The organism is Kineococcus esterisolvens (genome assembly GCF_050871405.1).
Taxonomy (GTDB): Bacteria; Actinomycetota; Actinomycetes; order Actinomycetales; family Kineococcaceae; genus Kineococcus.
On the sequence record NZ_JBJLRI010000005.1, the window covers coordinates 91,327 to 117,275 of the forward strand.

At 73.2% G+C, this 25,949-nt stretch carries 18 protein-coding genes and 1 pseudogene; 2 read left to right on the forward strand and 17 right to left on the reverse strand.

Annotation, left to right across the window (positions count from 1 at the left end; translation table 11 throughout):
• Window positions 1–12: 12 nt before the first annotated feature.
• The 5 genes from nrdE to ACRYR8_RS03630 all read right to left on the reverse strand — a co-directional run bounded on the left by nrdE (window position 13) and on the right by ACRYR8_RS03630 (window position 5,638).
• A complete protein-coding gene (nrdE, locus tag ACRYR8_RS03610) occupies window positions 13–2,184 on the reverse strand; it encodes a class 1b ribonucleoside-diphosphate reductase subunit alpha (protein WP_432482704.1) in 2,172 nt (723 codons plus the stop codon).
• Window positions 2,181–2,573, reverse strand: a complete 393-nt coding sequence (gene nrdI / locus ACRYR8_RS03615) for a class Ib ribonucleoside-diphosphate reductase assembly flavoprotein NrdI (RefSeq protein ID WP_432482705.1) — start codon at window positions 2,571–2,573, stop codon at window positions 2,181–2,183. Before nrdI ends, nrdE begins: the two co-directional genes overlap by 4 nt.
• A gap of 10 nt (window positions 2,574–2,583) precedes the next feature.
• The gene (gene nrdH / locus ACRYR8_RS03620) at window positions 2,584–2,829 is read right to left on the reverse strand and encodes a glutaredoxin-like protein NrdH (RefSeq protein WP_432482706.1); all 246 of its coding nucleotides are present in this window, start codon (window positions 2,827–2,829) and stop codon (window positions 2,584–2,586) included.
• A 296-nt stretch (window positions 2,830–3,125) separates the two neighbouring features.
• On the reverse strand, window positions 3,126–3,902 hold the full coding sequence (locus tag ACRYR8_RS03625) for a carbon-nitrogen hydrolase family protein (RefSeq protein WP_432482707.1): 777 nt from the start codon (window positions 3,900–3,902) through the stop codon (window positions 3,126–3,128).
• Window positions 3,903–4,009: 107 nt separating this feature from the next.
• Window positions 4,010–5,638: a methyl-accepting chemotaxis protein gene (locus tag ACRYR8_RS03630; RefSeq protein WP_432482708.1), complete on the reverse strand. Its 1,629-nt coding sequence runs from the start codon at window positions 5,636–5,638 to the stop codon at window positions 4,010–4,012.
• Window positions 5,639–5,766: 128 nt separating this feature from the next.
• On the opposite strand from ACRYR8_RS03630, the gene ACRYR8_RS03635 reads away from it, so the two are divergent.
• Window positions 5,767–6,408 (forward strand): trimeric intracellular cation channel family protein, encoded by a 642-nt coding sequence (locus tag ACRYR8_RS03635; protein WP_432482709.1) that lies wholly within the window; start codon window positions 5,767–5,769, stop codon window positions 6,406–6,408.
• A gap of 3 nt (window positions 6,409–6,411) precedes the next feature.
• Here ACRYR8_RS03635 and ACRYR8_RS03640 read toward each other — a convergent pair whose 3' ends face one another.
• From ACRYR8_RS03640 to ACRYR8_RS03675, 8 genes are all read right to left on the reverse strand, one after another.
• A complete protein-coding gene (locus tag ACRYR8_RS03640) occupies window positions 6,412–8,826 on the reverse strand; it encodes a beta-xylosidase/alpha-l-arabinosidase (protein ID WP_432482710.1) in 2,415 nt (804 codons plus the stop codon).
• Between the two features lie 76 nt (window positions 8,827–8,902).
• Entirely contained in the window at window positions 8,903–9,889 is a 987-nt protein-coding gene (locus ACRYR8_RS03645; protein ID WP_432482711.1) for an acetylxylan esterase, read from the reverse strand.
• Window positions 9,890–9,891: 2 nt separating this feature from the next.
• Window positions 9,892–12,009 carry a beta-galactosidase gene (locus ACRYR8_RS03650; RefSeq protein ID WP_432482712.1) on the reverse strand — a complete coding sequence of 706 codons (2,118 nt, stop codon included), beginning with the start codon at window positions 12,007–12,009 and terminating at the stop codon, window positions 9,892–9,894.
• Window positions 12,006–12,734: a hypothetical protein gene (locus tag ACRYR8_RS03655; RefSeq protein ID WP_432482713.1), complete on the reverse strand. Its 729-nt coding sequence runs from the start codon at window positions 12,732–12,734 to the stop codon at window positions 12,006–12,008. The genes ACRYR8_RS03650 and ACRYR8_RS03655 overlap by 4 nt, the downstream gene beginning before the upstream one ends.
• A 7-nt stretch (window positions 12,735–12,741) precedes the next feature.
• Window positions 12,742–14,376, reverse strand: a complete 1,635-nt coding sequence (locus ACRYR8_RS03660) for an ABC transporter substrate-binding protein (protein ID WP_432482714.1) — start codon at window positions 14,374–14,376, stop codon at window positions 12,742–12,744.
• A gap of 63 nt (window positions 14,377–14,439) precedes the next feature.
• Window positions 14,440–15,309, reverse strand: a complete 870-nt coding sequence (locus ACRYR8_RS03665; protein ID WP_432482726.1) for a carbohydrate ABC transporter permease — start codon at window positions 15,307–15,309, stop codon at window positions 14,440–14,442.
• Between the two features lie 65 nt (window positions 15,310–15,374).
• Entirely contained in the window at window positions 15,375–16,358 is a 984-nt protein-coding gene (locus ACRYR8_RS03670; protein ID WP_432482715.1) for an ABC transporter permease, read from the reverse strand.
• Window positions 16,359–16,395: 37 nt separating this feature from the next.
• Window positions 16,396–18,492, reverse strand: a complete 2,097-nt coding sequence (locus ACRYR8_RS03675) for an alpha-glucuronidase (RefSeq protein WP_432482716.1) — start codon at window positions 18,490–18,492, stop codon at window positions 16,396–16,398.
• A 138-nt stretch (window positions 18,493–18,630) separates the two neighbouring features.
• Here ACRYR8_RS03675 and ACRYR8_RS03680 point away from each other — a divergent pair, with 138 nt between their 5' ends.
• Window positions 18,631–19,647 (forward strand): LacI family DNA-binding transcriptional regulator, encoded by a 1,017-nt coding sequence (locus ACRYR8_RS03680; protein WP_432482717.1) that lies wholly within the window; start codon window positions 18,631–18,633, stop codon window positions 19,645–19,647.
• 31 nt (window positions 19,648–19,678) lie between these two features.
• Here the strand turns inward: ACRYR8_RS03680 and ACRYR8_RS03685 are convergent, their stop codons facing one another.
• From ACRYR8_RS03685 to ACRYR8_RS03700, 4 genes and pseudogenes are all read right to left on the reverse strand, one after another.
• Entirely contained in the window at window positions 19,679–20,674 is a 996-nt protein-coding gene (locus tag ACRYR8_RS03685; RefSeq protein WP_432482718.1) for a LacI family DNA-binding transcriptional regulator, read from the reverse strand.
• A gap of 94 nt (window positions 20,675–20,768) precedes the next feature.
• Window positions 20,769–23,036: a family 78 glycoside hydrolase catalytic domain gene (locus ACRYR8_RS03690; RefSeq protein ID WP_432482719.1), complete on the reverse strand. Its 2,268-nt coding sequence runs from the start codon at window positions 23,034–23,036 to the stop codon at window positions 20,769–20,771.
• 74 nt (window positions 23,037–23,110) lie between these two features.
• Complete coding sequence (locus ACRYR8_RS03695; RefSeq protein WP_432482720.1) at window positions 23,111–25,792, reverse strand: family 78 glycoside hydrolase catalytic domain; 2,682 nt, start codon at window positions 25,790–25,792, stop codon at window positions 23,111–23,113.
• 49 nt (window positions 25,793–25,841) lie between these two features.
• Window positions 25,842–25,949 (reverse strand): annotated as a pseudogene (locus tag ACRYR8_RS03700) (carbohydrate ABC transporter permease); the annotation flags it as partial.

The window sequence follows — 25,949 nt, forward strand, 5'->3', positions numbered from 1 at the left end:
TCGTCGTGCCCGTCAGAGCATGCAGCTGACGCAGCCCTCGACCTCGGTGCCCTCCAGCGCCATCTGGCGGATGCGCACGTAGTAGATCGTCTTGATCCCCTTGCGCCACGCGTAGATCTGCGCGCGGTTGACGTCACGGGTGGTGGCGGTGTCCTTGAAGAACAGCGTCAGCGACAGGCCCTGGTCGACGTGCTGGGTGGCCGCCGCGTAGGTGTCGATGATCTTCTCGGGACCGATCTCGTACGCGTCCTCGTAGTACTCCAGGTTGTCGTTCGTCATGAACGGCGCCGGGTAGTAGACGCGGCCGAGCTTGCCCTCCTTGCGGATCTCGATCTTGGAGGCGATGGGGTGGATCGAGGAGGTGGAGTTGTTGATGTAGCTGATCGACCCGGTGGGCGGCACGGCCTGGAGGTTCTGGTTGAAGATGCCGTGCTCCATCACGGACGCCTTCAGTGCCCGCCAGTCGTCCTGGGTCGGGATCGCGATGCCGGCGTTCGCGAACAGCTCGGCGACGCGCTCGGTGGCCGGAACCCACTCCTGCTCGGTGTACTTGTCGAAGAAGCTGCCGTCGGCGTAGGCGGAGCGCTCGAAGCCCTCGAACGTGGAGCCCGTCTCGACGGCGATCTCGTTCGAGGCGCGCAGGGCGTGGAACAGCACGGAGTAGAAGTAGATGTTCGTGAAGTCGATGCCCTCGGGGCTGCCGTAGTGCACGCGCTCGCGGGCCAGGTAGCCGTGCAGGTTCATCTGCCCCAGGCCGATGGCGTGCGAGCGCGAGTTGCCGTGGGCGATGGAGGGCACCGACCGGATGTCGCTGGCGACCGAGACGGCCGTCAGCGCCCGCACCGCGGTGCCCACCGTCGCGCCGAGGTCGCCACCGTCCATGGCCAGGGCGATGTTCAGCGAGCCCAGGTTGCAGGAGATGTCCTTGCCGACGACCTCGTAGCTGAGGTCCTCTCCCAGCTTGCTGGGGGTGTTGACCTGCAGGATCTCCGAGCACAGGTTCGACATGTTGATGCGGCCGTAGATCGGGTTGGCCCGGTTCACCGTGTCCTCGAACACGACGTACGGGTACCCGGACTCGAACTGCAGCTCGGCGAGGGTCTGGAAGAACTCGCGGGCGTTGATCTGCGTCTTGCGGATCCTCGGGTCGGCCACCATCTCGCGGTACTTCTCGCTCACCGCGACGTCACCGAAGGGCACGCCGTACACGCGCTCCACGTCGTACGGGGAGAACAGGTGCATCGGCTCGTTGTTCTTGGCGAGCTCGAAGGTGATGTCGGGGACCACGACACCCAGGCTGAGGGTCTTGATGCGGATCTTCTCGTCCGCGTTCTCGCGCTTGGTGTCGAGGAACCGCATGATGTCCGGGTGGTGCGCCGACAGGTACACCGCCCCGGCGCCCTGGCGGGCGCCGAGCTGGTTGGCGTAGGAGAAGGAGTCCTCGAGCAGCTTCATCACGGGGATGACGCCGGAGGACTGGTTCTGGATGCGCTTGATGGGCGCGCCGTACTCGCGGATGTTGCTCAGCAGCAGCGCCACGCCGCCACCGCGCTTGGACAGCTGCAGGGCGGAGTTGATGCCGCGGCCGATGGACTCCATGTCGTCCTCGATGCGCAGCAGGAAGCAGGAGACCAGCTCGCCGCGGGAGGCCTTGCCGGCGTTGAGGAACGTGGGGGTGGCCGGCTGGAAGCGGCCGCTGACGACCTCGTCGACGATCGCGGTGGCCAGCGCCTCGTCGCCGGCGGCGAGGGTGAGGGCCGTCATCACGGCGCGGTCCTCGAAGCCCTCCAGGTACTGCTTGCCGTCGAAGCTCTTCAGCGCGTAGCTGGTGAAGAACTTGAAGGCCCCCAGGAAGGTCGCGAACCGGAACTTCGCGGCGTGGGCGCGGTCGGTGAGCTCGCGCACGAAGGTGCGCGAGTACCGGTCGAGCACCTCGGCCTCGTAGTACCCCTCGGTGACGAGGTGGTCCAGGCGGGCCTCGAAGGTCTCGAAGCGCGGGGTGTTCGGGATGACGTGCTGGAGGAAGTACTGGCGCGCCGCCTCGCGGTCCGCGTCGAACTGGATGCGCCCCTGGTCGTCCCAGAGGTTCAGCATCGCGTTGAGCGAGTGGAAGCCCGGGGAGGCCGAGGTGGCCGGCTGCGGGACGGTCCCGGCGACCTCGGGGGCGTCGGAGGTGAGGGTCACAGCGTGTCCAATCCGTCGCGGACGCGACGCACGTCCTCGGGGGTGCCGAAGAGCTCGAAGCGGTACAGGAGGGGTACGCGGCACTTGGCGGCGACGACGTCGCCGGCCACGGCGTAGTGGGCCCCGAAGTTGGTGTTGCCCGCGCCGATGACCCCGCGCACGAGCGCGCGGTTGGCCGGGTCGTTCAGGAAGCGGATGACCTGCTTGGGCACCGCCCCGGCGCCGCCGCCCCCGCCGTAGGTGGGCACGACGAGGACGTAGGGCTCGGCGACGCGCAGGTGCTCGTCCCCCGCTCGCAGCGGGATGCGCTGCGCCGGGACGTCCAGCTCGCCGACGAAGCGGTGGGTGTTGCCCGAGACGCTCGAGAAGTAGACGACACCGAGCGGCACGGCGACCGCCTCAGGCCGAGACGGCGGCGAAGCGCTCGGCCAGGGCCTCGATGCGGTCGGGGCGGAAGCCGGACCAGTGCTCGTCGCCGCTGACGACGACGGGCGCCTGGACGTGGCCCAGGGCGCGCACCGTCTGCAGGGCCTGCGCGTCGCTGGTGACGTCCACGACCTCGTAGGGCAGGCCCTTGCGGTCGAGCGCGCGGTAGGTCGCCTTGCACTGCACGCAGGAGGGCGTGCTGTAGACGGTGATGCTCATGGGGTGGTCCTTCCCTCGGGTGCGAGCCCGGCGTGCTGGGGTGCTCTAAACACTACCCCTAGGGGGGACGAGCGCAAGGCACCACAAGATGGTGTGTCACATCGGTGTGATTTCCCCAGGCTGTGGACGGGGTGGACAAGCACCCCCCGCGAGCCCGTGACCTGCGCCGTTGCTCCGGGAGCCTGTGGGCGACCTGGGGATGAGCAGCGGAAAGTCACAAGATGGTTGCGTACTGTCACTTCGGCGTGTCGTGCGCGACGCGCCGCCGGGACACCCCGGCACCCGGGGTCCCCGCCTCAGAAGCGGCGGTTCGCCAGCACCGGCAGCACGCCGCGCACGTGCCCCACCTCGCCCGGGTCCACGTCCACCACCAGCCGCCCCGGTGCGGGCCCCAACCCGGCGAGGACCTCCCCCAGCGGGGAGACGACGAGGGAGCGCCCCACCCCTGTCGGCGCGTCGGAGGGGACCCCCGGGTCGGCCTGGCCGCAGGCCAGCACGAAGCAGGTGGAGTCCAGCGCGCGGGCCCGCGCCAGCAGCTCCCACTGCTCGGCCTTGCCCGGGCCGGCGCCCCACGAGGCGGCCACCGCGACCACCGAGGCGCCCCGGTCGGCCAGTGCGGTGAACAGGCCCGGGAAGCGCACGTCGTAGCAGGTCGCCAGCCCCACGCCGACCCCGTCGACGTCGACGACGACCGGTTCGCGGCCGGGCTCGACGGTGTCGGACTCGGCGTGGCCGAACGCGTCGTACAGGTGGACCTTGTCGTAGTGCGCGCGAACGCCCCCGCCCCGCACGAGCAGGGTGTTGCGCACCCGCCCGCCCTCCCCCGGTGTGAAGGCCCCCACCACCACGGTCAGGCCCGCCTCGTCGGCCAGCCGCTCCAGGGTGCTCGCCCACGGCCCGTCGACGGGCTCGGCCGCCGGCGCCAGCGGCACCCCGAACCGGCACATCGCCGCCTCGGGCAGCACGAGCAGGCGCGCCCCGGCGTCGCGGGCGGCGGCGACCTCGGCGGCCACCAGGTCCAGGTTGGCGCGCGGGTCGGCGGTGCTGCTGATCTGGCCGAGCGCGATGCGCACGGTCCCTCCCGTGGGTAGCCGGACGGGGGCGGGCCCCACCGACATCCCAGCAGGCCCGCCGGGGACCCGGGCACCCGGGGCGCCCGGCGGGACCGCGCCGGGGGCCGTCAGTAGCGGAACCGGCCCACGGCCGTGCGCAGCTCGTCGGCCCGGCGCGACAGGTCGCCGACGGCGCTGCGCGTGCACTCCAGGGCCTGCGCCGTCGAGCCCGCGGCGGAGGAGACGCCCGAGATGTTCGCGGCGATCTCCTCCGAGCCGCCGGCGGCCTCGGCCACCGAGCGCGACATCTCCTGGGTGGCCGCGGTCTGCTCCTCGACCGCCGAGGCGATCGTCGTCTGGTACCCGCTGATCTGCTCGATGATCGCGCTGATCCGCTCGATGGCCTGCACGGCACCGCCGGTGTCCGACTGGATCGCCTCCACCCGGCGGGCGATGTCCTCGGTCGCCCGCGCGGTCCCCTGCGCCAGCTCCTTCACCTCACCGGCGACGACGGCGAAGCCCTTGCCGAGCTCCCCGGCGCGGGCGGCCTCGATCGTGGCGTTGAGGGCCAGCAGGTTGGTCTGCTCGGCGATGCCGGTGATCACCTTCACCACCTCGCCGATCTCACGGCTGGAAGCGCCGAGCTTCGCGACCGTCGCCGTGGTGGTCCGCACCACGTTCACGGCCTCGCCAGCCACCACCGCCGCGTCGTTGGCGTTGGCGGAGATCTCCCGGATGGACAGGCCCATCTCGTCCGCGCCGGCGGCCACCGTCTGCACGCTGCGCGAGACCTCCCCCGCCGCCGCGGCGACCACGTCGGACTGCGCGCTGGTCTCGTCCGCGGAGGCGGAGATCTGCGCGGAGGACGCCGAGACCTGCTGCGCCGAGCTGGCCACCGCGTCGGCGGAGGTGACGACCGTCGCCATCACGGAACGCAGGGACGCCATGGCGCTGTCGAGGGCCAGCGCGGTCTGCCCGACCTCGTCGCCCTGCCGGACCCCGCTGTCGCGGGTCAGGTCCCCGTCCGCCAGACGGCCGGCCACCGCGCGCACCTGGCCCAGCGGCCGGGTCACGCTGCGGGCGGCCGCCACGGCGGCGGCCAGAGCCGCCACCAGGCCCGCGACGAGGACCACCGCCAGGACGGTCCGGGTCCGCGCGTAGGCCTGCTGGGCCTGCGCGGCGTTCTCCTGCGCCTGCGCGGCCTCGGTCTGCTGCAGGGAGTCCAGGGTGTCCACCATCTGCGTGGTCAGCGGCACGATCTGCTCGTTGCGCACGCGGGTGAACTCCGTCAGGTCGCCCGCGGCCCGCAGCCCGTCCATCTGCGTGGCCACGTCGAAGTAGGTCTCGAGGTCCTCCAGCACGCCCCTCGCCGCCACGGCCTGCTCGGCGGGCAGCCCTTCCAGCGCCAGGTACGCCCCACCCGCGGCGACCAGGGCCCCGCGGGCGTCGTCGCGGACCACTGTGTACCGCTCCTTGTCCTCGGGGCCGGTGGCGGTGCTGCGGCTCGTGGAGGCGAAACGGACGGTCATCAGCTGGAAGCGCATCTCCTGCGCCAGCTGCACGCCCCGGAGGTGGCTCGCGTGCATCTCCGCGGTGGCCTGGGCGCCGCTGCGCACGGCGCTGAGGCCGATGACGCCGACGACGGTCGCCACGAGCGCGGTCAGCCCCACGGCGATGAGGATCTTGGTGGTGACACCCAGATCTCGCAGCAGCGCCAGCGGGCCGCGGGGGCGGACGAGGTCGTGGGACTGGGACACGGGGGCTCCTGGGGGTGGCTGCACCGGCACCGCGGTTGAGGGACCGTCCCGCGCGTCATCGGCACGGGGGCGGGCGCTCTTGAGCCGGCCGTGCGGCTGCCCGCCCGGCGACGGGCACACTCCTTGCGGTGAGCGCGACGCACCTGCTGCTGGCCCTGGACCTGCTGGGCGTGCTGGCCTTCTCCCTCGACGGGGCGCTGACGGCCATGCGCCGCACCACGCTGGACCTGTTCGGGGTTGTGACGCTGGGCGTCGTCACCGCGATCGGCGGCGGGATGCTGCGCGACGTGCTGCTCGGCGAGCTGCCGCCGGCGGCGCTGCGCACCTGGTACTACCTGGCGACCGCCACGGCCGGCGGCCTGATCGCCTTCTGGGGGCACGCGGTGTTGACGCGGCTGTCGCGGCCGCTGCTGCTGTTCGACACGATGGGGTTGTCGCTGTTCGCGGTCACCGGCGCGCGGATCGCCCTGGAGGCGGGCGTGGGCCCCGGGCAGGCGGTGCTGCTGGGCGGGCTGACCGCCGTGGGCGGCGGGACGCTGCGCGACGTGCTGGTGCGCACGGTGCCGACGATCCTCGCCGGCAGGCTGTACGCGATCCCGGCCCTGCTGGGCGCTGCCGTGGCGGTGCTGGGCCCGCAGCTCGGCGGCCGCCAGCTCGTGTGGGCGCTGGCCGGGGCGGGAGCGTGCGCAGCCCTGCGCGCCGGGAGCGTGCTGCGCGGCTGGCAGGCGCCGCACGCCACGCTGCGCGCTCCCGACGAGCTGGAGGAGTAGGGCTCAGCCCACGGCGGCCACGCGCACCGGGGTCGTGGTGACGCGGTCGAACCCGACGGTGCGCAGCGGCCCGGTGAGCGTGAAGGAACCGGTGCAGGGGGTGTCGGTGGACGACGAGCCGACCATCACCTCGACCTCGCCCGGTTCCACGACGCGCTCACCGCGGCGGCCGGTGAAGCTGGTGCGGTCGGCGTGCAGCTCGAACGTCACCCGCGCCGACGCCCCGGCCTCCAGCCGCACCCTGGTGAACCCGGTCAGCTCGCGCACGGGGCGGGTCACCTGCGCCAGCACGTCGTGCAGGTACAGCTGCACGACCTCCTCGCCGTCGCGCTCGCCGGTGTTGCGCACCGTCACGGACACCTCGACGGAACCGTCGGTGGGCACCTCGGTGCTGGACAGCTCCAGGTCCCCCACCGCGAACGAGGTGTACGACAGGCCGTGCCCGAAGGGGAACAGCGGTGTCGGGTCGAGGTTGCTGATGCCCTGGCTGTCCGCGCCCAGCGGCGGCTGCAGGTAGGTGCCGGGCTGGCCGCCGTGGGTGGCGGGCACCTGCACGGGCAGCTTGCCGCTGGGGTTCACGCGCCCGGACAGCACGCCGGCGATCGCGCTGCCGCCCTCCTCGCCGGGCATGAACGACTGCACGAGCGCCGCGGCACCGGTCAGCCCGCCCAGGGCGTAGGGCCGGCCGGAGACGACGACGAGGACGACGGGGGTGCCGGTGGCGATCAGCTGGCGCACCAGGTCCTCCTGCACGCCGGGCAGGCGCAGGTCGTCGGCGTCGCAGCCCTCGCCGGAGGTGCCGGCGCCGAACATGCCGGCGCGGTCGCCGACGACGGCGACGACGACGTCGGCACCGCGGGCGGCCTCCACGGCGGCGGGGACACCGGAGGCGTCCGGCTCGCGCACGTCGCAGCCGCGCTCGTGCACGACCTCCCAGCCGGTGCCGGGCTCGGCGCGCAGCGCGTCCAGCAGGCTGGGCACCTGCACGCCCAGGCCCAGCTCGGGGAAGCGCGGCAGGACGTGGTTGGGGAAGGCGTAGCAGCCCATGAAGGTGTTCGGGTCGTCCGCGCAGGGGCCGACGACCGCGACGCGGCGCGACCCGGCCGGCGCCAGCGGCAGGGTGCCGTCGTTGGCGAGCAGCACCACGCTGCGCTCGGCGAGCTCGCGGGCGACGGCGCGGTTGCCGGCGGAGTCCAGGTCGCGGCCCTCGCCGGCGGCGACGGAGCCCTCCGGCGTCCAGCCGGCGTCCAGCAGGCCCAGCTCGGCCTTCTGCGTCAGCAGGCGACGCAGCGCGCGGTCGACGTAGGCCTCCTCGACGACGCCCTCGCGCACGGCCGCCACGAGGCGGTCGCCGAAGCAGAGGGTGTCGGGCAGCTCCACGTCGATGCCGGCGCGCAGCGCCTGCACGCCCGCGTCGGTCTCGTCGGCCGCGGTGCGGTGCATCGAGGCGAGGAACGCGATGGCGGAGTAGTCCGAGACGACGGTGCCGGTGAAGCCCCACCGCTCGCGCAGCAGCTCGGTGAACAGCCGCTCGTCGGAGGCGACGGGGACGCCGTCGACGTCGGTGTAGGAGTTCATGACCGAGCGGGCGCCGCCGTGGCGCAGCGCCGCCTCGAACGGCGGCAGCACCACGTCGGCGAACTCGCGCGGGCCCATCGAGACGGGGCCGTGGTTGCGGGCGGCGCGCGAGGCGGAGTAGCCGGCGAAGTGCTTCAGGGTCGCCACGACGTCGGCGCTCTCGAGGCCGCGCACGTAGGCGGCGCCCAGGGTGGAGACGAGGTGGGGGTCCTCGCCCATGGTCTCCTCGACCCGGCCCCAGCGGTAGTCGCGCACGACGTCCAGGACGGGCGAGAGCCCCTGGTGCACGCCGACGGCGCGCATGTCCGCACCGATCGCGGCGGACATGCGCTCGACCAGCTCGGGGTCGAAGGTCGCCGCCCAGGCCAGCGCCGCCGGGTAGACGGTGGCGCCGAAGGCGGTGAAGCCGGTCAGGCACTCCTCGTGCACGATCGCCGGGATGCCCAGCCGGGTGCGCTCGACGATGGAGCGCTGCAGGCGCACGACCTCCGCGCGACCCTCCTCGACGCTGACGGGCCGGCTGCCGAACACGCGGGTCAGGTGGCCCAGGCCGTGCCGGCTGGCCTCCTCGAAGTCCACCGCGCCGGCGGAGAAGACGTCCTGCAGGGGGGCGACGTTGCCGGTGCCCGTGACCTCGGCGGGCGCGACGGCCCCCTCGCCCTCGTGGTCCCCGCCGTGGCTGTTGCCCACCCAGCGGCTGCCGAGCTGGGCGACCTTCTCCTCCAGCGTCATCTCCGCCAGCAGCGCCTCGGCGCGGGCGGCGGGCGGCAGCGACGTGTCGTGCCAGGGGCGGGGCCGTGCGCCGGTCGTCGCGGCGGCCGGCTGGTCGAGCGTGGTCATGGTGCTCCTCGGTCGGGGGCCGCGCCGGGTGCGGGCGGCGGGGTCGTGACCGGCGGGTGGGCCGGCGGTGGGGCGGTCAGGTGCCGTCGGGGCGCAGCACCGTGGCGAGGGCGGCCAGGGTCCGGGCGATGCCCTGCTGCCCGCCGCCCTCGTGGCCGTTGTAGGGGTAGACCTCGATCTGCTTCGGGCCGGCGTAGTGGTGGTGCGCGGCGAAGACCGTCGAGGGCGGGCAGGTGGAGTCCATCAGCCCGGTGGAGAACCACGCGGGCGCGCCGGCCCGGGCGCCGAGGTTCACGCCGTCGAAGTAGGACAGCGTGCGGAACACCTCGTCGACCTTCTCGCGGTTCCCGGCGAGGAACCGGCCCAGCTCGGCGTACGGGTGGGCGTCGGTGATCTCGCTGGCCCGCCGGTAGTGGCACAGGAACGGCACGTCGGCCACGACCCCGCGCAGGTCGTCGGCCAGCCCGGCCACGGCGAGCGCGAGCCCGCCGCCCTGGCTGCCGCCGATCACGGCCACGCGGGTGGGGTCGACGAGCGGGTGGGTGCGCACGGCGTCCACCGCGCGCACCGCGTCGGTGATCAGGCGGCGCAGGTAGTGCTTCTCGGGCGACTCCACGCCGCGGGTGAGGAAACCCGGGGTGGCGGGGCCGGTGCCGCCCTCGTCGACGTCGGGGGTGACGGCGCGGTGGTTGCCACCGCCGCCCTGCCCGCGGCTGTCCACGACCAGGTGCACGTAGCCGGCGGCGGAGGGCACGAGGTTGATCCACGGCTCGCCGCGGCCGCCGCCGTAGCCGATGTACTGCACGACGGCCGGGCCCGGCTCGGTGCGCCCGGCGGGCACGAGGAGCCAGCCGGCGATCGGCTGCCCGCCGTACCCGGGGAAGCGCACGTCGAAGACGTCCACGGTGCGCAGGCCCGCGTCCACCCGCTCGGCGCGCAGCTGCGCGGGGTGGGTGCGGGCAGCGGTGAGGGTCTTCTCCCAGAAGGCGTCGAGGTCGGCGGGCTCGTCGCGCTCGGGCGCGTACTCGCGCAGCCGCTCCAGCGGCCAGTCGACGAAGGCCACGGCTACTCCCCCTCCGCTGCGGTCACGGCACCAGTATGACCGCTGTTTCCGGAAGCAGTACCGGAAAGCGGGTCGGGTGTCGTCGGGGTGCGCAGGACGACCACGTCCCGGGGCGCCAGCCTCAGCTCCTGCCCGCAGGCGACCTCGCGCCCGTCCAGCAGCGAGCGACCGGCGCGGTCGGCGGCCACGACGACCTCCTCCTCGCCGTGGTTGAGCAGGAAGAGGTAGCGGGCGTCCTCGCGCACCCGCTCGGCGGCCTCCAGCCCGCGCACCCAGGCGTGGGGCGGTCGGATGCCCGCGTCGTCCAGGGTGCGCTGCACGACCCACTCCACGCCGTCGGCGTCGAGGTTCGTGGCGACGTACCAGGCCTGCCCCCGGCCGGTGGCGTGGCGGGTGACGGCGGGGGTGCCGGCGTAGAAGTCGCCCGTGTACTCGGCGACGACCTCCGCGCCCTGCGCCTCGACGACGTCGAAGACGAGGTTGCCCGGCCACGGCCCGGCGGTGCCGGGGGCCTGCGCCTGCGCCCAGTCGCCGACCGGGCGCACCGGGTTGACCTCCTCGGCGGGCAGCGCGTCGGTCTCGGTGACGCGGATCCCGAGCACCCCGGCGAGCGGGCCGGGCACGTCGGACAGGAACGCGTTGTCGTCCTCGTCGACGCGGCCGCTGAGCCAGGTCGTCAGGAACGTGCCGCCGTCGGCGACGAAGCGCTCCACGCGCTCCGGGAGGTCGCCCTTGAGGACGTGCAGCACGGGCGCGACGACCAGGTCGTAGCCGTCCAGGCCGGCGTCGACCGGCACGACGTCGACGTCCACGTTCGCCGCGTGCAGCGCTGCGTAGTAGCGCCGTGCGGCGTCGGCGTAGGAGACCAGCCGCGAGGGCCCGTCGGAGATCTCCACCGCCCACCAGGAGTCCCAGTCGAACAGCAGCGCCGCGCGGGCGGGGGTGCGCGCGCCGACGACCTCGCCGCGCAGCGCGGCCAGCTCAGCCCCCAGGGCGGAGACCTCGGAGAAGACGCGGGTGTCGTCACGGCCGGAGTGGTCGATCACGGCGCCGTGGTACTTCTCGCACGCCCCGCGGGACTGGCGCATCTGGAAGAACAGCACGGCGTCAGCGCCGTGCGCCACGGCCTGCCAGCTCCACAGCCTCATGACGCCCGGGCGCTTGACGGGGTTGACGTCGCGGGAGGCGGTGGTGCTGGGCGTCTGCTCCATGAGCCAGAACGGGGCGCCGCCCTTCAGCCCGCGCACCAGGTCGTGCGCGAGCGCCATCTTGTCCTGGGACTTCGCGTCCGGCGGGTAGTTGTCCCAGGAGGCGAAGTCCAGGTGCGGGGCCCAGCGGTGGTAGTCCAGCGGCCGGTAGGCGCCCATGAAGTTCGTCGTGACGGGGATCCCGGGGGTGGCGCGGTTCAGGACCTCCTTCTCCGCCAGGTACGACTCGATCATGCTGTCGGTGGTGAAGCGCAGGTAGTCCAGGGTGATGCCCTGGAAGGCGGTGTGGTTCGGCCCGCGCCAGTGCTCGCTGAGCGCGTTGGGGGGCACCACGTCGTCCCAGGCGTACATGGTGTGCGACCAGAACGTCGTGTTCCAGGCGTCGTTGAGGCGCTCCAGGGTGCCGTAGCGGCGCTGCAGCCAGACGCGGAACGCCGCGGCGCAGTTCTCGCAGTAGCAGGCGCCGCCGTACTCGTTGCCCACGTGCCAGGCGACCACGTTGCCCAGGTCGGCGTAGCGCTGCGCGAGGCGCTCGACGTACGAGGTGGCGAACCGCCGGAACGAGGGGCTGTTGGGGCACGCGTTGTGGCGCTGGCCGTACACGTGCTTGCGGCCCTCGAAGTCCACCCGCGTGACGTCGGGGTACTTGCGGGCCAGCCACGCCGGGTGGGCGCCGGTGCCGGTGGCCAGGCAGACCTCCTTGCCCGCGTCGCGCAGGCGGTGCAGGACGTCGTCGAGCTCGGCGAAGTCGTACGTGCTCTCGTCGCGCTGCAGCAGGCCCCAGGAGAAGACCCCCACGGTGAGGGTCTCGATCGAGGCCTTGTCGAACAGGCGCAGGTCCTCCTCGCGCACCTCGACGGGCCACTGCTCGGGGTTGTAGTCGCCGCCGTAGCGGATCTTGACCTCGTTCACCGTTCTCCCTCGTCGTCGTGCCGGTACGGGTCGTGCGGGTCGTGCTCGTCCCCGGTGAACTCCGCCGCCACCAGGTCCACCGCGCCGCGCGAGACCACGGCCAGCAGCAGCACCCACAGGCTCGCCGCAGCCAGCGCCAGCCACAGCGACGTCAGCACCAGCGCCCCGGCCAGCGCCAGCAGGGCCACCAGGCCCAGTGCCGTGGCCGGCCGGCGGCCCAGCACGTGGACCGCCAGCCGAGCCGCGTCCCGGGTGCGGAACCGGAACGAGGTGACGACCACCAGCGCGCTCAGCGCCACCACGGCGACCAGGGCGGCCGTGACCGTCAGCACGGCGCGCACCACCGCTCCACCGGGGGCGGCGGCGGCCGCGGTCGCCGACAGGGCGAGCACCACGAGCACCGCCACCGCGGGTGCCCACACCCGCAGAGCGTCGGCGGCGTTCAGCCGCCAGCCGCGCCGGAAGGTCCGGGCCGCGGAGGTGTCGTCGCCGGCGAGCTGGCGGTTGGCGCAGTGCAGCGCCGCCGCCAGCGCCGGGCCCAGCGGCAGGGCCGCGGCGCCGAACAGCGGCGCGTTCGACGCCTCGGGCACGAGCGCTGCCGTCAGGGCGATGCCCGGGGCGCAGGCGGCGAGGAAGCACGCCTCCACCACCAGTGCCCGGTACACGCCCTCGCAGGCGCGCCACAGCAGACCCTCGTGCGGCACCGACCGCTGGGCGGTGCTCACGCCGCCGTCACGCCTTCGCCGCGTCGTAGGCCTTGTTGGCCATCTCGACGTAGCGGGCCGCCCCGCGCTCGTCCAGCTCAGCGACGTAGGCGTCCCAGTCGGCCAGGTCCCGCTGGCCGGTGATGAACTGCAGGGTGGACTGGTCCACGAAGTCCTGCAGCGGCTTGGACAGCAGGGTGACCTGTTCCTGCTCGACCTGGCTGTAGGGGTGCGCGGGCAGCGGCTCCACGGGCGTCTTGGTCCGCATGGCCTCCTGGAAGGCCAGCTCCTCCTCGCTCATCATCGAGTGCAGCAGCTCGGTGGAGCCGCCGTACGAGAAGTTGCCCTGCGAGAAGCCGTACTCCTTGCGCAGGTCCTTGGTCCCCGCCGGGTTCAGTCCGGTGTAGTCGATGTCGGGCATCAGCGAGCGCGTCCCGGAGGAGTCCTTGGTGTAGGTGACGCCCTCCACGCCCCACTTGGCGAACTCACGGCCCTCGTCGCTGTAGAAGAACCAGTCGATGAACTGCATCAGGGCCTGGAAGTCGTCGCGCTCGGCGGCGGCCGCCGAGATCATGATGCCGTTCTCCAGGCGGGAGCCGCCCACGAGGTCGCCGGCCGGGCCCGAGGGGACGACGATCTTGGAGATGGCGTAGTTGCCGGCGCCGATGGACTGGTCCATCTGCGCCCGGTACACGGACGGGTCCTGGGAGTTGCCCGAGATGGCGAAGGAGCGACCGCTGGTGAACTTGGCCTGCGCGGCGTCGTCGGTCTGGGTGAAGCTCTCCGGGTCCATGAGCCCGTCGGACACCAGGCCGGCGAAGTACTCCACCATCGACCTGTACTCGTCCGTGGCCGCCGCGAAGACGAACCTGTCCTCGTTCTCGTCGAACTGCAGGCCCTCGCCGTAGCCCCAGCCGCCCACCGTGCCGAAGGCGACCGCGCCGTAGTTGAGGACGCTCTTGCCCTCGTAGCGGTCGGAGAAGGGGATGGAGTCGGGGTTGGCCTGCTTGATCGTGGCCAGCGCGCTCCTCACCTCGTCCCAGGTGGTGGGGATCGCCACGCCGGCCTTCTCGAAGACGTCGGTGCGCACGATGAGGGTGTAGTCGGGCCACAGCGCCTCGTGCAGACCCGGCAGGACGTAGTACTTGCCGTCCTTCTGCTTGAGGGTGTCCAGCTCGCCCTGCAGGTCCCACTTCTCGACCTGGTCGCGGAAGTGCGGCATGAGGTCGGTGTAGTCGCTGACGGGGAGCACCACGCCGGAGGCCACGAACGGCGTCTCCTGGCCGGGGTAGGTCTTGGGGATGATGATCGGCGAGTCGCCGGCGCTGACGACGAGGCTGCGCTTCTGCTCGTAGTCGCTCGCCGGGATGATGGTGAACTCGAGCGCCGTGTTGGTGCGCTCCTGCAGCGCCGTCCAGAACAGCCAGTCCGCCTTGTACGGGTAGGTCGGCTGGTCGGAGAAGAGGCTGGTGTAGGTCAGCGCGGTCGTCGCCTTGAAGGCGGTGCCGGCGTCGTAGTCCTGCATCGCGCCGGTGGTCTTGTCGCTGACGTCGGCGCCGTCCTCGCCACCGCCGCCGCAGGCGACGAGGGCGCCGCCGGTCAGGGCGACGAGGCCGGCGAGGGTGGTGCGGCGGCTCAGCGTGCGGGTCGGGGTGCGGTTCACGGTGTGCGCTCCAGGGATCGTCGTCGATCGGGGGGTCACTGCTGGGGTGTCACTGCTGGGGTGTCACTGCTTGACGGAGCCGAGCATGACGCCCGACACGAAGTACTTCTGGATGAAGGGGTAGATGCAGACGATGGGCAGCACGGTCAGCACCATCGTCACGGACTGGATGTTGGCCGAGATCATGCCGACGTCGGCGGCCTCGGCGCCGGAGCCGGCGGTGCTCGACACACCGGCGATCATGTTGCGCAGGTAGATGGTGACGGGGAAGAGGTTCTTGTCGTCCAGGTAGAGGAACGCCTGGAACCAGGAGTTCCAGTGGCTGACCGCGTAGAAGAGCAGCATGGTCGCCAGCACCGCCTTGCTCAGCGGCAGGACGATGCGCAGCAGGATGCCGTAGGTGTTCAGCCCGTCGATGGACGCGGCCTCCTCCAGCTCCTCGGGCATGGCCTCGAAGAAGGTCTTCATCACCAGGACGTTGAAGACGCTGATCGCGCTGGGCAGGACGACCGCCCAGATGGTGTTGCGCATGCCCAGGCTGGTGATCAGCACGTAGTTGGGGATGATGCCGCCGTTGAAGAACATGGTGAAGACGGCGAAGGTGATGAAGAACTTGCGGCCCTTGAGGTGCCGCTTGCTGGTGGCGTAGGCGAAGCACGTCGTCAGGGCCATCGAGATCGCGGTCGCGACCAGGGTGTAGACGATGGTGTTGCGGTACCCGGTCCAGAAGTCCGCATCGCTCATGACGACGCGGTAGGTGTCCACGTTGAACCCGCGGGGCACCAGGTTCACCTTGCCGGCCGCGATGCTCGTCGAGTCGCTGAACGACTGGGCCAGGACGTTGACGAACGGGTAGAGGGTCGCCGCGACCACCAGGGAGAGCACGACGACGGCGAAGACCTTGAAGCGGCGCTGGCCGGGCGTGTCGGCCACGACGGAGACGGTGGGCTGCTGCTCGCGCCGGCGACCGCGTCGCTGCGGCGGCGCCTGCACCGCGCTCACCACAGGCTCGATCCCGCGACGCGGCGGGAGACCGCGTTCGCCGACAGGACCAGGACCAGGCCGATGACGGACTCGAAGAGGCCGATGGCGGTCGCGTAGCTGAAGCTGTTCGACTGCAGACCGACCCGGTACAGGTAGGTGGAGATGACGTCACCCGTCTCGTAGGTGAGCGGGTTCTGCAGCAGCAGGACCTTCTCGAAGCCGACGGCGAGGAAGCTGCCGATGTTGAGGATGAGCAGCGTGACGATCGTGGGAGCGATGCCCGGCAGCGTGACGTGCCAGGTCTGCTGCCAGCGGTTGGCCCCGTCGATGCGGGCCGCCTCGTACAGCGAGTCGTCGATGGTCGTCAGCGCCGCGAGGTAGAGGATCGCGCCCCACCCCATCGTCTGCCAGACGTCGCTGGCCACGTAGATGGTCCGGAACCAGTCGGGGTTCTGGATGAAGCTGATCGCGTCCCCGCCGAAGAAGCCGATGACCTGGTTCACCGTGCCCCGCAGCGACACGAGCTGCATGACCATGGCGACGACGATGACGATGGACATGAAGTGCGGCAGGTAGGACGCCGTCTGCACGAACTTCTTGAAGCGCCTGGCCTTCAGCTCGTTGAGCATCAGCGCGAAGATGATCGGCGCGGGGAAGCCGATGAGCAGGGTCAGCGCGCCCAGGACCAGGGTGTTCTGGAAGACCGCCCAGAAGGTCGGGTCCTCGATGAACAACCGGACGTAGTCGAGCCCGACCCACTCCTCGCCGAACACGCTGCCACCGGGCACGAACCTGCGGAAGGCGATGACGTTCCCGGCCATCGGCAGGTACTTGAACACCACGAACCACAACAGCGGTAGGACCAGCAGCGAGTACAGCCGCCAGTCCTTGCGCAGCGCGTCGCGCCACGTCGTCCGGGGCGCGCGCGTGGCCGCTGCGTCGGCCAGCGGGGCGCGTGAGCGCAACCGCCTGGCCGGCGCCGGGCTGCTCACAGCCATCTCGTCCTCCTCGTCGAGTGCTTCGGGAGCCGGCGCGTCAGTGGATGCGCCGGCCGGCGGCGTCGGGGACGCCGGACTTGCGGAAGAAGTAGGTGTTGACCTGGTCGCGCCACTCGCGGGCGCTGCGCAGCTGCTCGGCGAACCGCTGCCGGACGTTCTCCGCCGTCGCCGCCGGCACGTGCCCGGCGATGCGTTCCCAGGTGGCGGCGGACTCCTCGACGGCCTCCACGCCGGCGAAACGGGTGTCGTACACGTGCTGCACGACGGTGCTGCCGCCGGCCAGGACGTGCGAGTAGGGCACGTGGTGGAAGAACAGCAGGAGCTCGTCCGGGCAGGTCCGCACGTCCTCGTAGACGCGGGCCCACCCCGCCGGGTACTGGGCGGTGTACCCGGTGCCGGTCGCGACGGTCCGGTCCACCCCGATGCCGTCGCGGTCGGCGAAGTGGTAGGTGCCCCACGGGGTGTACTCGTAGCCGTCGACGTCCGGGCCGTAGTGGTGACCGGGCCGCACCATCCACCCCACGCCGAGGGGCGCGGTGTACGACTCGTACACCGCCCACGACCGCGACATCACCTCCACCAGTTCACCGGCGAGGTCCGCGGGCAGCTCGAACGTCTGCTCCACCCACTCGCGCAGGAGCAGGTCCGGGTCCAGCCCGGGGTCCCACGCCAGGCGCCCGAAGGCGTAGAGGTTGGCCTGCGCCAGCGCGTGCCCGGTCCAGTTGGCGTCGGTGCCGACGTTGGCGACGCCCACGACCCCGGTGAGCGCTCCCCCGGCGCGGCGGCTGCGCGCCGCGACGTCCGCGACCCGCAGCGGCTCTCCGCCGCCGTGGGCGTGCAGGTCGAAGCGCAGCACCTCGCTCCACTGCTGCCCGAGGTGGCACAGGTGCTTCTGCTGTCCGGTGTACTCCTGGGTGATCTGGAACTCCACCGCGACCCCGGTGCGCGGGAGCGCGCCCAGCAGCGGGGAGACGGGCTCGCGGACCTGGAAGTCCATCGGGCCGTTCTTGACCTGCAGCACGGCGTTCGGGGCGAACTGCCCGTCCAGGCGGGCGAAGTGGTCGTGCGCGGCGCGGGCCCGGTCGGTGGAGCGGTCGCGCCAGTCCTGGTGGCAGTCGTAGACGAAGCAGCGCCAGAACACGACCGCGTCGAAGGGCGCCAGGGCTGCAGCCAGGCAGTTGGCGCCGTCGGCGTGGGTGCGCCCGTAGGTGTGCGGGCCGGGCCGGTTCTCGGAGTCGGCCTTGACGACGTACCCGCCGAAACCGGGCAGGGTGGTCGCGACCCGCTTCGTGACCCCGGCCCACCACGCGGCGACGCGCTCGTCGAGGGGGTCGGCGGTGTCCAGCCCGCCCAGGGAGATCGGCGCGGAGAAGTCGACGCTGAGCAGGGTCCGCACGCCGTGGGCGTCCAGGACGGCGGCGACGCGCGCCACGTCGTCGAGGTGCTCGTCGAGCAGGTGCGCCTCGGCGGCGTGCACGTTGACGTTGTTCAGGCACACGGCGTTGACGCCGATCGAGGAGACGAGCCGCGCGTAGTCGCGCACCCGGGCCAGGGCGGCGGCGTCAGTGCGGACGCGGCCGTCGGCGAAGAAGATCGAGTCCCCGGCGTACCCGCGCTCGACGACGCCCATGGGGCCGTCGGTCATGTTGTCCCAGTGGTCCAGCACGCGCAGGTCCACGCGGGGTTCCTCGACGTGCACGAGGTCGCCCGCCGGCCAGCCACCCGGCTGGCTGCGCAGCAGCCAGCCCAGGCCGTGGCGGAGGCCGGCGGGGCGGGCCGCGGTCAGCAGGACCCGCCCGCCGCGGGCGAGCACGGCGAAACCCTCCCCGGCGGGGACGTCGGCGGAGTCGAGGGCGGCGGTGAGTTCCGTCCCCAGCACCTCCGGGGTGAGCCGCTCCAGGGTGCCCACCACCAGGTGCCGCCCGGTGGTGTCGTCCTCGGCCGGGCCCGGGCCGCCGGTGGGCCCGGCGAGGGCCCGCAGGTCCTCGCCCAGCGCGGCGGTGACGGGGTCGTCGCCGAGGAGGGTGGTGCGGGCGGCGGCGAGCCGGGCCGCGCGTCGGGCGGGCAGCCAGCAGGGGTCGCTGCCGGTGAACCAGGCGACCTCCTGGTCGTCCTGCTGTCCGTAGGGCACCATTGCCTCCAGTCGAAACTTTCGGCCTCATGCCGATAGGTTCGAGACTAGAGAGCCGCACCCTCGAACGTCAACGGAGTCGACACCGTCCACCTCCGTGGACAGGAGGGGTGCGGCCGGACGACGACCAGAGGAGACGGCGTGGCCCCGCCCCGCGTGACCATGGCTCAGCTCGCCGCCGAAGCGGGGGTCTCCGTGCCCACCGTGTCGAAGGTGCTCAACGGGCGCGGCGACGTCGCGGAGAGCACCCGCGCCCGCGTGGAGCGGATCATCTCCCAGCACGGCTACCGGCAGCGCCGGCGCAGCGCCCCGGCGGCCGGGCCGCGGCTCATCGACCTCGTCTTCAACGAGCTCGGCAACCCCTGGGCCGTCGAGGTCATCCGCGGCGTGGAGCGCACCGCCCGCCCCGCGGGCGTCGAGGTCGTCCTGTCCGAGTGCCTCGGCGCGCACCGCCCCCGCCAGGAGTGGCTCACCAGCGTCCTGGCGCGCCGGCCCGCCGGGGTCATCATGGTCTTCTCCGACCTCGAGGACGGCCAGCGCACCCAGCTCGTGGCCCGGGGCGTCCCCCACGTCATCGTCGACCCCATCGGCGAGGTCGACCCCGGGGTGCCCTCGGTCGGGTCGGCGAACTACCACGGCGGCCTGCTCGCCACCCGGCACCTGCTGGAGCTGGGGCACCGTGACGTCGCCGTCATCACCGGGCCCCTGGACACCTTCTGCAGCCGCGCCCGCCTGGGCGGCTACCGCGACGCCCTGGTGGAGGCCGGCCTGCCCTACCGGGAGGACCTCGTGCGCACCGGCGACTTCTCCGTGGAAGGCGGACAGGAGGTCGCCCACCAGCTGCTGCGCGGGCCGCAGCGGCCCACCGCGGTCTTCGCGTGCAACGACCTCATGGCCTTCGGCGTCCTGCGCGCCGCCCGGGAGCTGGGCGTCGGCGTACCCGCGGAGCTGTCCGTCGTCGGGTACGACGACCTGCCCGCCGCGCAGTGGGTCGGGCCGGAGCTGACCACGGTGCACCAGCCGCTGCACGAGATGGCCGAGGCCGCCACCACGCTGCTGCTCGCGCTGGCCGACGGGGCCGCGCCGACCGCCCCGCGCATGGACCTGGCCGTGGACCTGCGGGTGCGGGCCAGCACCGCTCCCCCGGCACCGCGCTGACACCGGGCGACGGGGCGCCGACCGCGAGGGGTCAGCGCTCGAGCCCGCGGTCGCTGGAACGGCGCACCACGAGTTCGGGCTCGAACACCAGCTGCCGGGCCGCCCGGCCCTCCACCTGCGCCAGCAGCAGCTCGACACCCGTGCGGCCCAGCACCTCGCGCGGCTGACGCACGGAGGTGAGCGGGACCGCCGCGGTGGCGGCGAAACCGATGTCGTCGTAACCCACGATCGCCAGGTCGTGCGGCACGCGGACCCCGCGGCGCACGCACTCGTTGAGCACCCCCATGGCCAGGAGGTCGTTGGCGCAGAAGACCGCGCTGGGCGGCGCGTCCCCGGCGAACAGCGCCGCCGCCGCCTGCGAGCCGGCGCGCACCGTCAAACCGCTGGCGGTCACGGCGTCCACGGTGGCGACCGCCCCCGTGGCCTGCCGCAGTCCCGCCAGGCGGTCGTCGACCTGCCGCAACCCGGCCGCGACGCCGATGAAGGCGATCCGGCGGTGCCCGCGCTCCAGCAGGTGCTCCCCGGCGAGGCGGCCGCCGAGCACGTCGTCCACCGCGACGGAGGAGTTCTCGGCGTCGGGCGCGCCGCGGTCGACGAGGACGACCGGCGTGCCGTGCGAGCGCACCGATTCCAGCGCGGTGCTCGGCGCGTCGCGCACCGGGCTGAGCAGGACGCCGAGCACCCGCTGCTGCTGCAGCCGCAGCAGGTGCCGCGCCTCCCGCTGCGGGTCGTTGGCGCTGTTGCACAGAACCACGAGCGCCCCGTGGCGCTCGGCGACCTCCTCCGCTCCGGCCACGAGGTCGGTGAAGAAGGGGTTGGCCACGTCCAGGACCACCACGGCGATGGTCCGGCTGACCCCGGCCCGCAGCTGCCGCGCGGACTCGTTGCGCACGAAGCCGAGCTCGGCGATGGCCTGCTCGACGCGAGCGCGCAGCGCCTCGGAGACGACCTCGGGGCGGTTGAGGACGTTGCTCACCGTGCCCAGCGAGACCCCGGCCCGCTGAGCCACCTCCTTGACGGTCGCCACGACGGACAAGGGTGCCAGGCCGGCAGCCCCGTCCGGCGCCGGTCCGGCGCCGGACGGGGCCGGGGCGGAGCTCACCGCCCGCTCCGCCGGCCGGTCAGGACGCCGTGACCGGTGCCGTCACGCGGTGGGTGCCCGCGGGCAGCTCGCGCTCGTCCTGGCCGGGCAGGCGCAGCACGGCGGTGGTGCCGGCCGGGACGGTGACCTCGGCCTCCAGCCCCGCACCGCCCTGCTCCCAGCGCACCGCCAGCCGCCCGTAAGGGGTCTGCAGCGCCCCGCGCGCCCACGTCAGGCCACCACCGGGCCGGGGGGCGATCAGGGAGCGCCGGTAACCCGGCTCGAGCGGTGACAAGCCCACGACGGTGCGGTGCACCCAGTCCGCCACCGCGCCCAGCGCGTAGTGGTTGAAGCTGGTCATCTCGCCGGGGTTGATGGAACCGTCGGGCAGCATGGAGTCCCACCGCTCCCAGATCGTGGTGGCCCCCATCGTCACCGGGTACAGCCACGACGGGCAGCCCTGCTCCAGCAGCAGCCGGTACGCGGCGTCCAGGTGCCCGGTGCTGCTCAGCGCCCCGGTCACGTACGGGGTGCCGGCGAACCCGGTGGAGACCCGGTAGCCGGCCTTCTCGGCCAGCTCGGCCAGCCGCTGCCCGGCCCAGGCGCGCCGCTCCCCCTCCAGCAACCCGAACTCGATCGCCAGGGCGTACACCGTGGCGCAGTCGCTGAGCACGAGACCCTGCGCATCGACGTAGTGCTCGCCGAACGCGGTGCGCAGGCGCTGGGCGAGGGCGTCGAAGCGCTCGGCGTCCTGCTCGTGCCCCAGGGCGCGGGCGGCGTCGGCGGTGGTGCGGGCGCTGCGGTAGGCGCACGCGGTGGCCACCACGCCCTTGTCCGCCTTGGCGTCGGCGGGCTTCTCCGGCGGCGCGTCCGGGTCGAGCCAGTCGCCGAACTGGAACCCGGTGTCCCACAGTCCGGTGGGTGAGAGCAGACCGGCCACCCGGTCGACGTGGGCGGTCATGGCCGGGTAGTGCTCGGCCAGCAGGTCGTCGTCGCCGTAGGCCTGGTACAGCGCCCACGGCAGCCACACCGCCACGTCGGACCAGATCGCGGTGCTGTCGGGGCCGGGGAACTCCGGGGGGTGCTCCATGAACTTCAGCACGTCCGGGATCACGAAGGGCACCAGGCCGTCCTGCGCGCGCTGCTCGGCGGCGAGGTCGCGCATCCAGTCGCGCAGGAAGTCCTTCACGTCGAACAGGTACGCCGCCGTGGGCGCGAAGACCGCGAGGTCGCCGGTCCAGCCCAGGCGCTCGTCGCGCTGCGGGCAGTCGGTGGGCACGTCCAGGAAGTTGCCCTTGGTGCCCCACACCACGTTGCGGTGCAGCTGGTTGACCAGATCGTCCGAGCACTCGAACTCACCGGTGCGGCGCAGCTCGGAGTGCACCACGACCGCCTGCAGGTCCTGCGGGCGCAGCTCACCGGGCCAGCCGTCCACCTCGGCGTAGCGGAAGCCGTGGAAGGTGAACGTCGGCTCGAAGGTGTCCTCACCGCCGGAGAGGGTGAACCGGTCGGTGGCCTTCGCGCTGCGCAGCGGGCGCACCCCCAGCTCCTCCTTCTCCAGCACCTCCGCGTGCCGGATCGTGATGGTGCTGCCCGCCTCCCCGCGCACGGTGAAGCGCAACCACCCCACGAGGTTCTGCCCGAAGTCCACCAGGGTCTTGCCCGACGGGGAGGTCCACACCCGCTGCGCGGGCAGCACCTCCTGGCGGCGCACCGGCGGGCCGACGTGCTCGGTGAGCACCGCGGTGTCGAACTCCAGGGCGCGCACCCCGCCCCAGCCCTCGGGTGAGCCCTCGACGGTGGCCCACGCCGGGTCGAGACGGCGCGCGTCCACGCTCTGCCCGTCGTACAGGTCGTTCGCGGTGACCGCCGAGGCGCGCGACTGCCACGAGGTGTCGGTGACGACCAGCTGGGTGTGCCCGTCGGCGAACTCGACCTCCAGCTGCGCGAACCCGCCGAGGTCGTCGCCGTAGAAGGCGCCCCGACCGCTCCAGCCGAGCCGGCCGCGGGACCAGCCGTTGCCCAGCGCCAGGCCGAGGACGTGCTCGCCCCCGCCGGCCAGGGCGTCGGTGACGTCGTGGGTGCGGTAGCGCAGGCGCCACTCGTAGCTGCTCCAGCCCGGGCTGAGGACGTCGTCGGAGACCGGACGGCCGTCCAGGTGGGCTTCGACGACACCGCGGGCGGTGACGTGCAGCACGGCGCGACGCACCTCGCCGTGACCCTCGTCGAGGGTGAAGCGGCGCCGCAGCAGCGGGGCCCCGTCGTGGTCGGCGTCGGCGGAGATCATCGTCGCGTGCCAGGTGGGCATCGTTCCTCCGTGCGTGGTGGGTTCGGTCGAGCGGTTCGGGGTACGGGTTCGGCCTACGCGGGTACGGGTGCGGCTCAGGCGGGCGACGGGACCGGAGCGGGGGCGGGTGTCGTGGCGACCTCGAAGCGGTGCCGGCCGGCACCGACCTCGCTGACGGGACGGCCGGGCAGGTCGACGGCGGCGCGGACCCCGAGCGGGACGTCGACGTCGACGACGAGCCGGTCGCCGTCACGGCGCCAGCTGACGGCCGCGGTCCCGCGGGGGGTCTCGTGGCGCGCCGCGGCGGACGTCAGGCCCGGCCCGGGGCGCGGGCGCACCAGCAGGCGGCGGTACCCGGGTTCCGCGGGTGCCAGGCCGGCGACGGTGCGGTGCATCCAGTCGGCGATCGATCCGAGGGCGTAGTGGTTGAAGCTGGTCATCTGCCCGGGGTTGACGGTCCCGTCGGGCAGCATGGAGTCCCACCGCTCCCACGTGGTCGTGGCGCCCATCGCGACCTGGTAGAGCCAGGACGGGCAGCCGGTCTCGGTCAGCAGGGCGTGGGCCGTCTCGTCGTGCCCGGTCGTGGTCAGCGCGTCGGTGACGAGGTTCACCCCCGCGAACCCGGTGGCGACGCGGTTGCCGTCCTCGGCGACCAGCTCGGCCAGGCGCCGGCCGGCGGCCTCGCGCTCGCCCTCGGGCAGCAGGTCGAAGACGAGCGCCAGGGCGTAGGCGGTCTGCGCGTCGCTGCTCAGCCGGCCGCCGGGACGCAGGTGCTCACGGGCGAAGGCCTCGCGCACCTCGTCGGCCAGGGCTCCGTACCGGGCGGCGTCCTCCTGCTCGCCGAGGACGTGCGCGGTGCGCGCGAGGGTCCGCGCGGAGTGGGCGAAGTAGGCGGTGGCGACCAGGTACCTGTCGGTGCGCGCCTCGGCGGGCCGGTCCGGCGGGGCCGCCGGGTCGAGCCAGTCGCCGAGCTGCAGGCCGCTGTCCCACAACCGGTCCGGCCCGGCGAGGCGCTCCACCAGGTCGACCCACGCGCGGGCGCTGGCGTACTGCGCCCGCAGGACGCCGACGTCCCCGTAGCGCTGGAACAGGACCCACGGCGTCAGGACCGCCACGTCGCCCCACACCGCACCGGGTTGCGGCGGTTCCCAGAACGACGCCGGGACCCGGGGCACGTACCAGGGCACGGTCCCGTCGGGCAGCTGCTCGACCGCGACGTCGCGCAACCAGGAGGCGAGGAACCCCGAGCAGTCGTACAGGAAGGCGGCGGTGGGGGCGAAGACCTGGATGTCGCCGGTCCAGCCGAGGCGCTCGTCGCGCTGGGGGCAGTCGGTGGGGATGTCGACGAAGTTGCTGCGCATGCTCCACACGACGTTCTCGTGCAACCGGTTCAGCCGGTCGTCGGAGCAGGAGAACCAGCCCGTGCGAGCCATGTCGCTGTGGTGCACGCGTGCCACGACGTCGCCCTCGTCGAGCCGGCCGGGCCACCCGGTGACCTCCGCGTAGCGGAACCCGTGCATCGTGAAGCGCGGTTCCCACACCTCGGGCTCGCCGGTCCCCCCGCCGCCGGCCAGGACGTAGGTGTCCGTGGCCCGCGCCGTCCGCAGGGGGCGGGTGTACAGCTCCCCGTCCTGCAGCACCTCGGCGTGGCGCAGCTGCACCCGGTCGCCGGCGCACCCGCGCACGCGGATGCGCAGGCGACCGGTGAGGTTCTGCCCGAAGTCGAGGATCGTGGCCCCCGACGGGCTGGTGAGCACCGCCACGGGGAGCACTTCGCGGGTGCAGCGCACGGGAGGACCGTCCGCGGCGACCAGCGTGGCGGGATCGCGCTCGTAGCGGCGCACCCCGGCCCAGGCGGAGTCGTCGAACCCTGCGGTGGAGAAGCCCGGCACCGCCAGGCGGGCGTCGTGGCTCTCGCCCTCGTACAGGTTGCTGGCGAGGACCGGACCGTGCGCGGCGCGCCAGGTGCCCCCGTCCTCCCCCGTCCCCGGGCCGGTGGCGACGACGACGCGCCGGCCGTCGGCCAGGTCGACCTCCAGTTGCGCGATCAGCGCGGTGCGCTCTCCGTACAGGTTGCGGCTGCCGCCGCGGATGCCGAAGCGACCGCGGTACCAGCCGTCGGCCAGCCAGGCGCCCACCGCGTTGCCACCCTCGCGCACCAGGTGCGTCACGTCGTGGGTGCGGTGGCGCAGCCGGTGCGAGTAGCTGGTCCAGCCGGGGGCGAGGACCTCGTCGCCGACCCGCTCACCGTTGACCTCGACCTCGTGCAGGCCGTGCGCGGTGACGTGCAGCCGCGCTCGCGCGACCGGGCCGGGCAGGGAGAACTCCCGGCGCAGCAGCGCGGGGCGGTGGTCGACGCCGGGGTCCTCGTCCCAGTCCGGGCCGACGGGCACGGCCGTCCAGTCGGAGGGGGCCAGGAGCCCCGTCTCCAGGACCAGCGGGCGGCTGAACGAGGTCGGCTCCGCGTCCCGCCCCCAGAGCCGGACCTCCACGCGCACGCGCTCGCGGGAGCGCAGGGGCGCCGCCGGCCACGGCACGAGCACGCTGTCACCGGAGTCGACCCGGCCGCTGGACCAGGAGCGCGGGGGCTCCGCGCCGGGCACCGGCGGCAGGGGGGTCACGCGCACCTCGTAGGCGCTCTGCTCCCAGGTGGCGGGGACGTCCGCGGCGGCCCGGGCGGTCCAGGACAACCGCGGCAGCGCGGTACCCAGCCCGAGCAGTGGTGCGCCGTGCTCGGCGCGCAGGTCGGTGACGACGACGTCGGTGCGGTGGGGCATCGGGTTCCGTTCGCTGGGAGCGGGGCGGTGGGGGCGGTGGGGGCGGTGGTCAGCCCTTGACGGCGCCGGAGGTCATGCCGGCGACGATCTGGCGGTTGAAGAACAGGTACAGCACCAGCGGCGGGATCGTGATCAGCAGGATGTCCATGAACAGCAG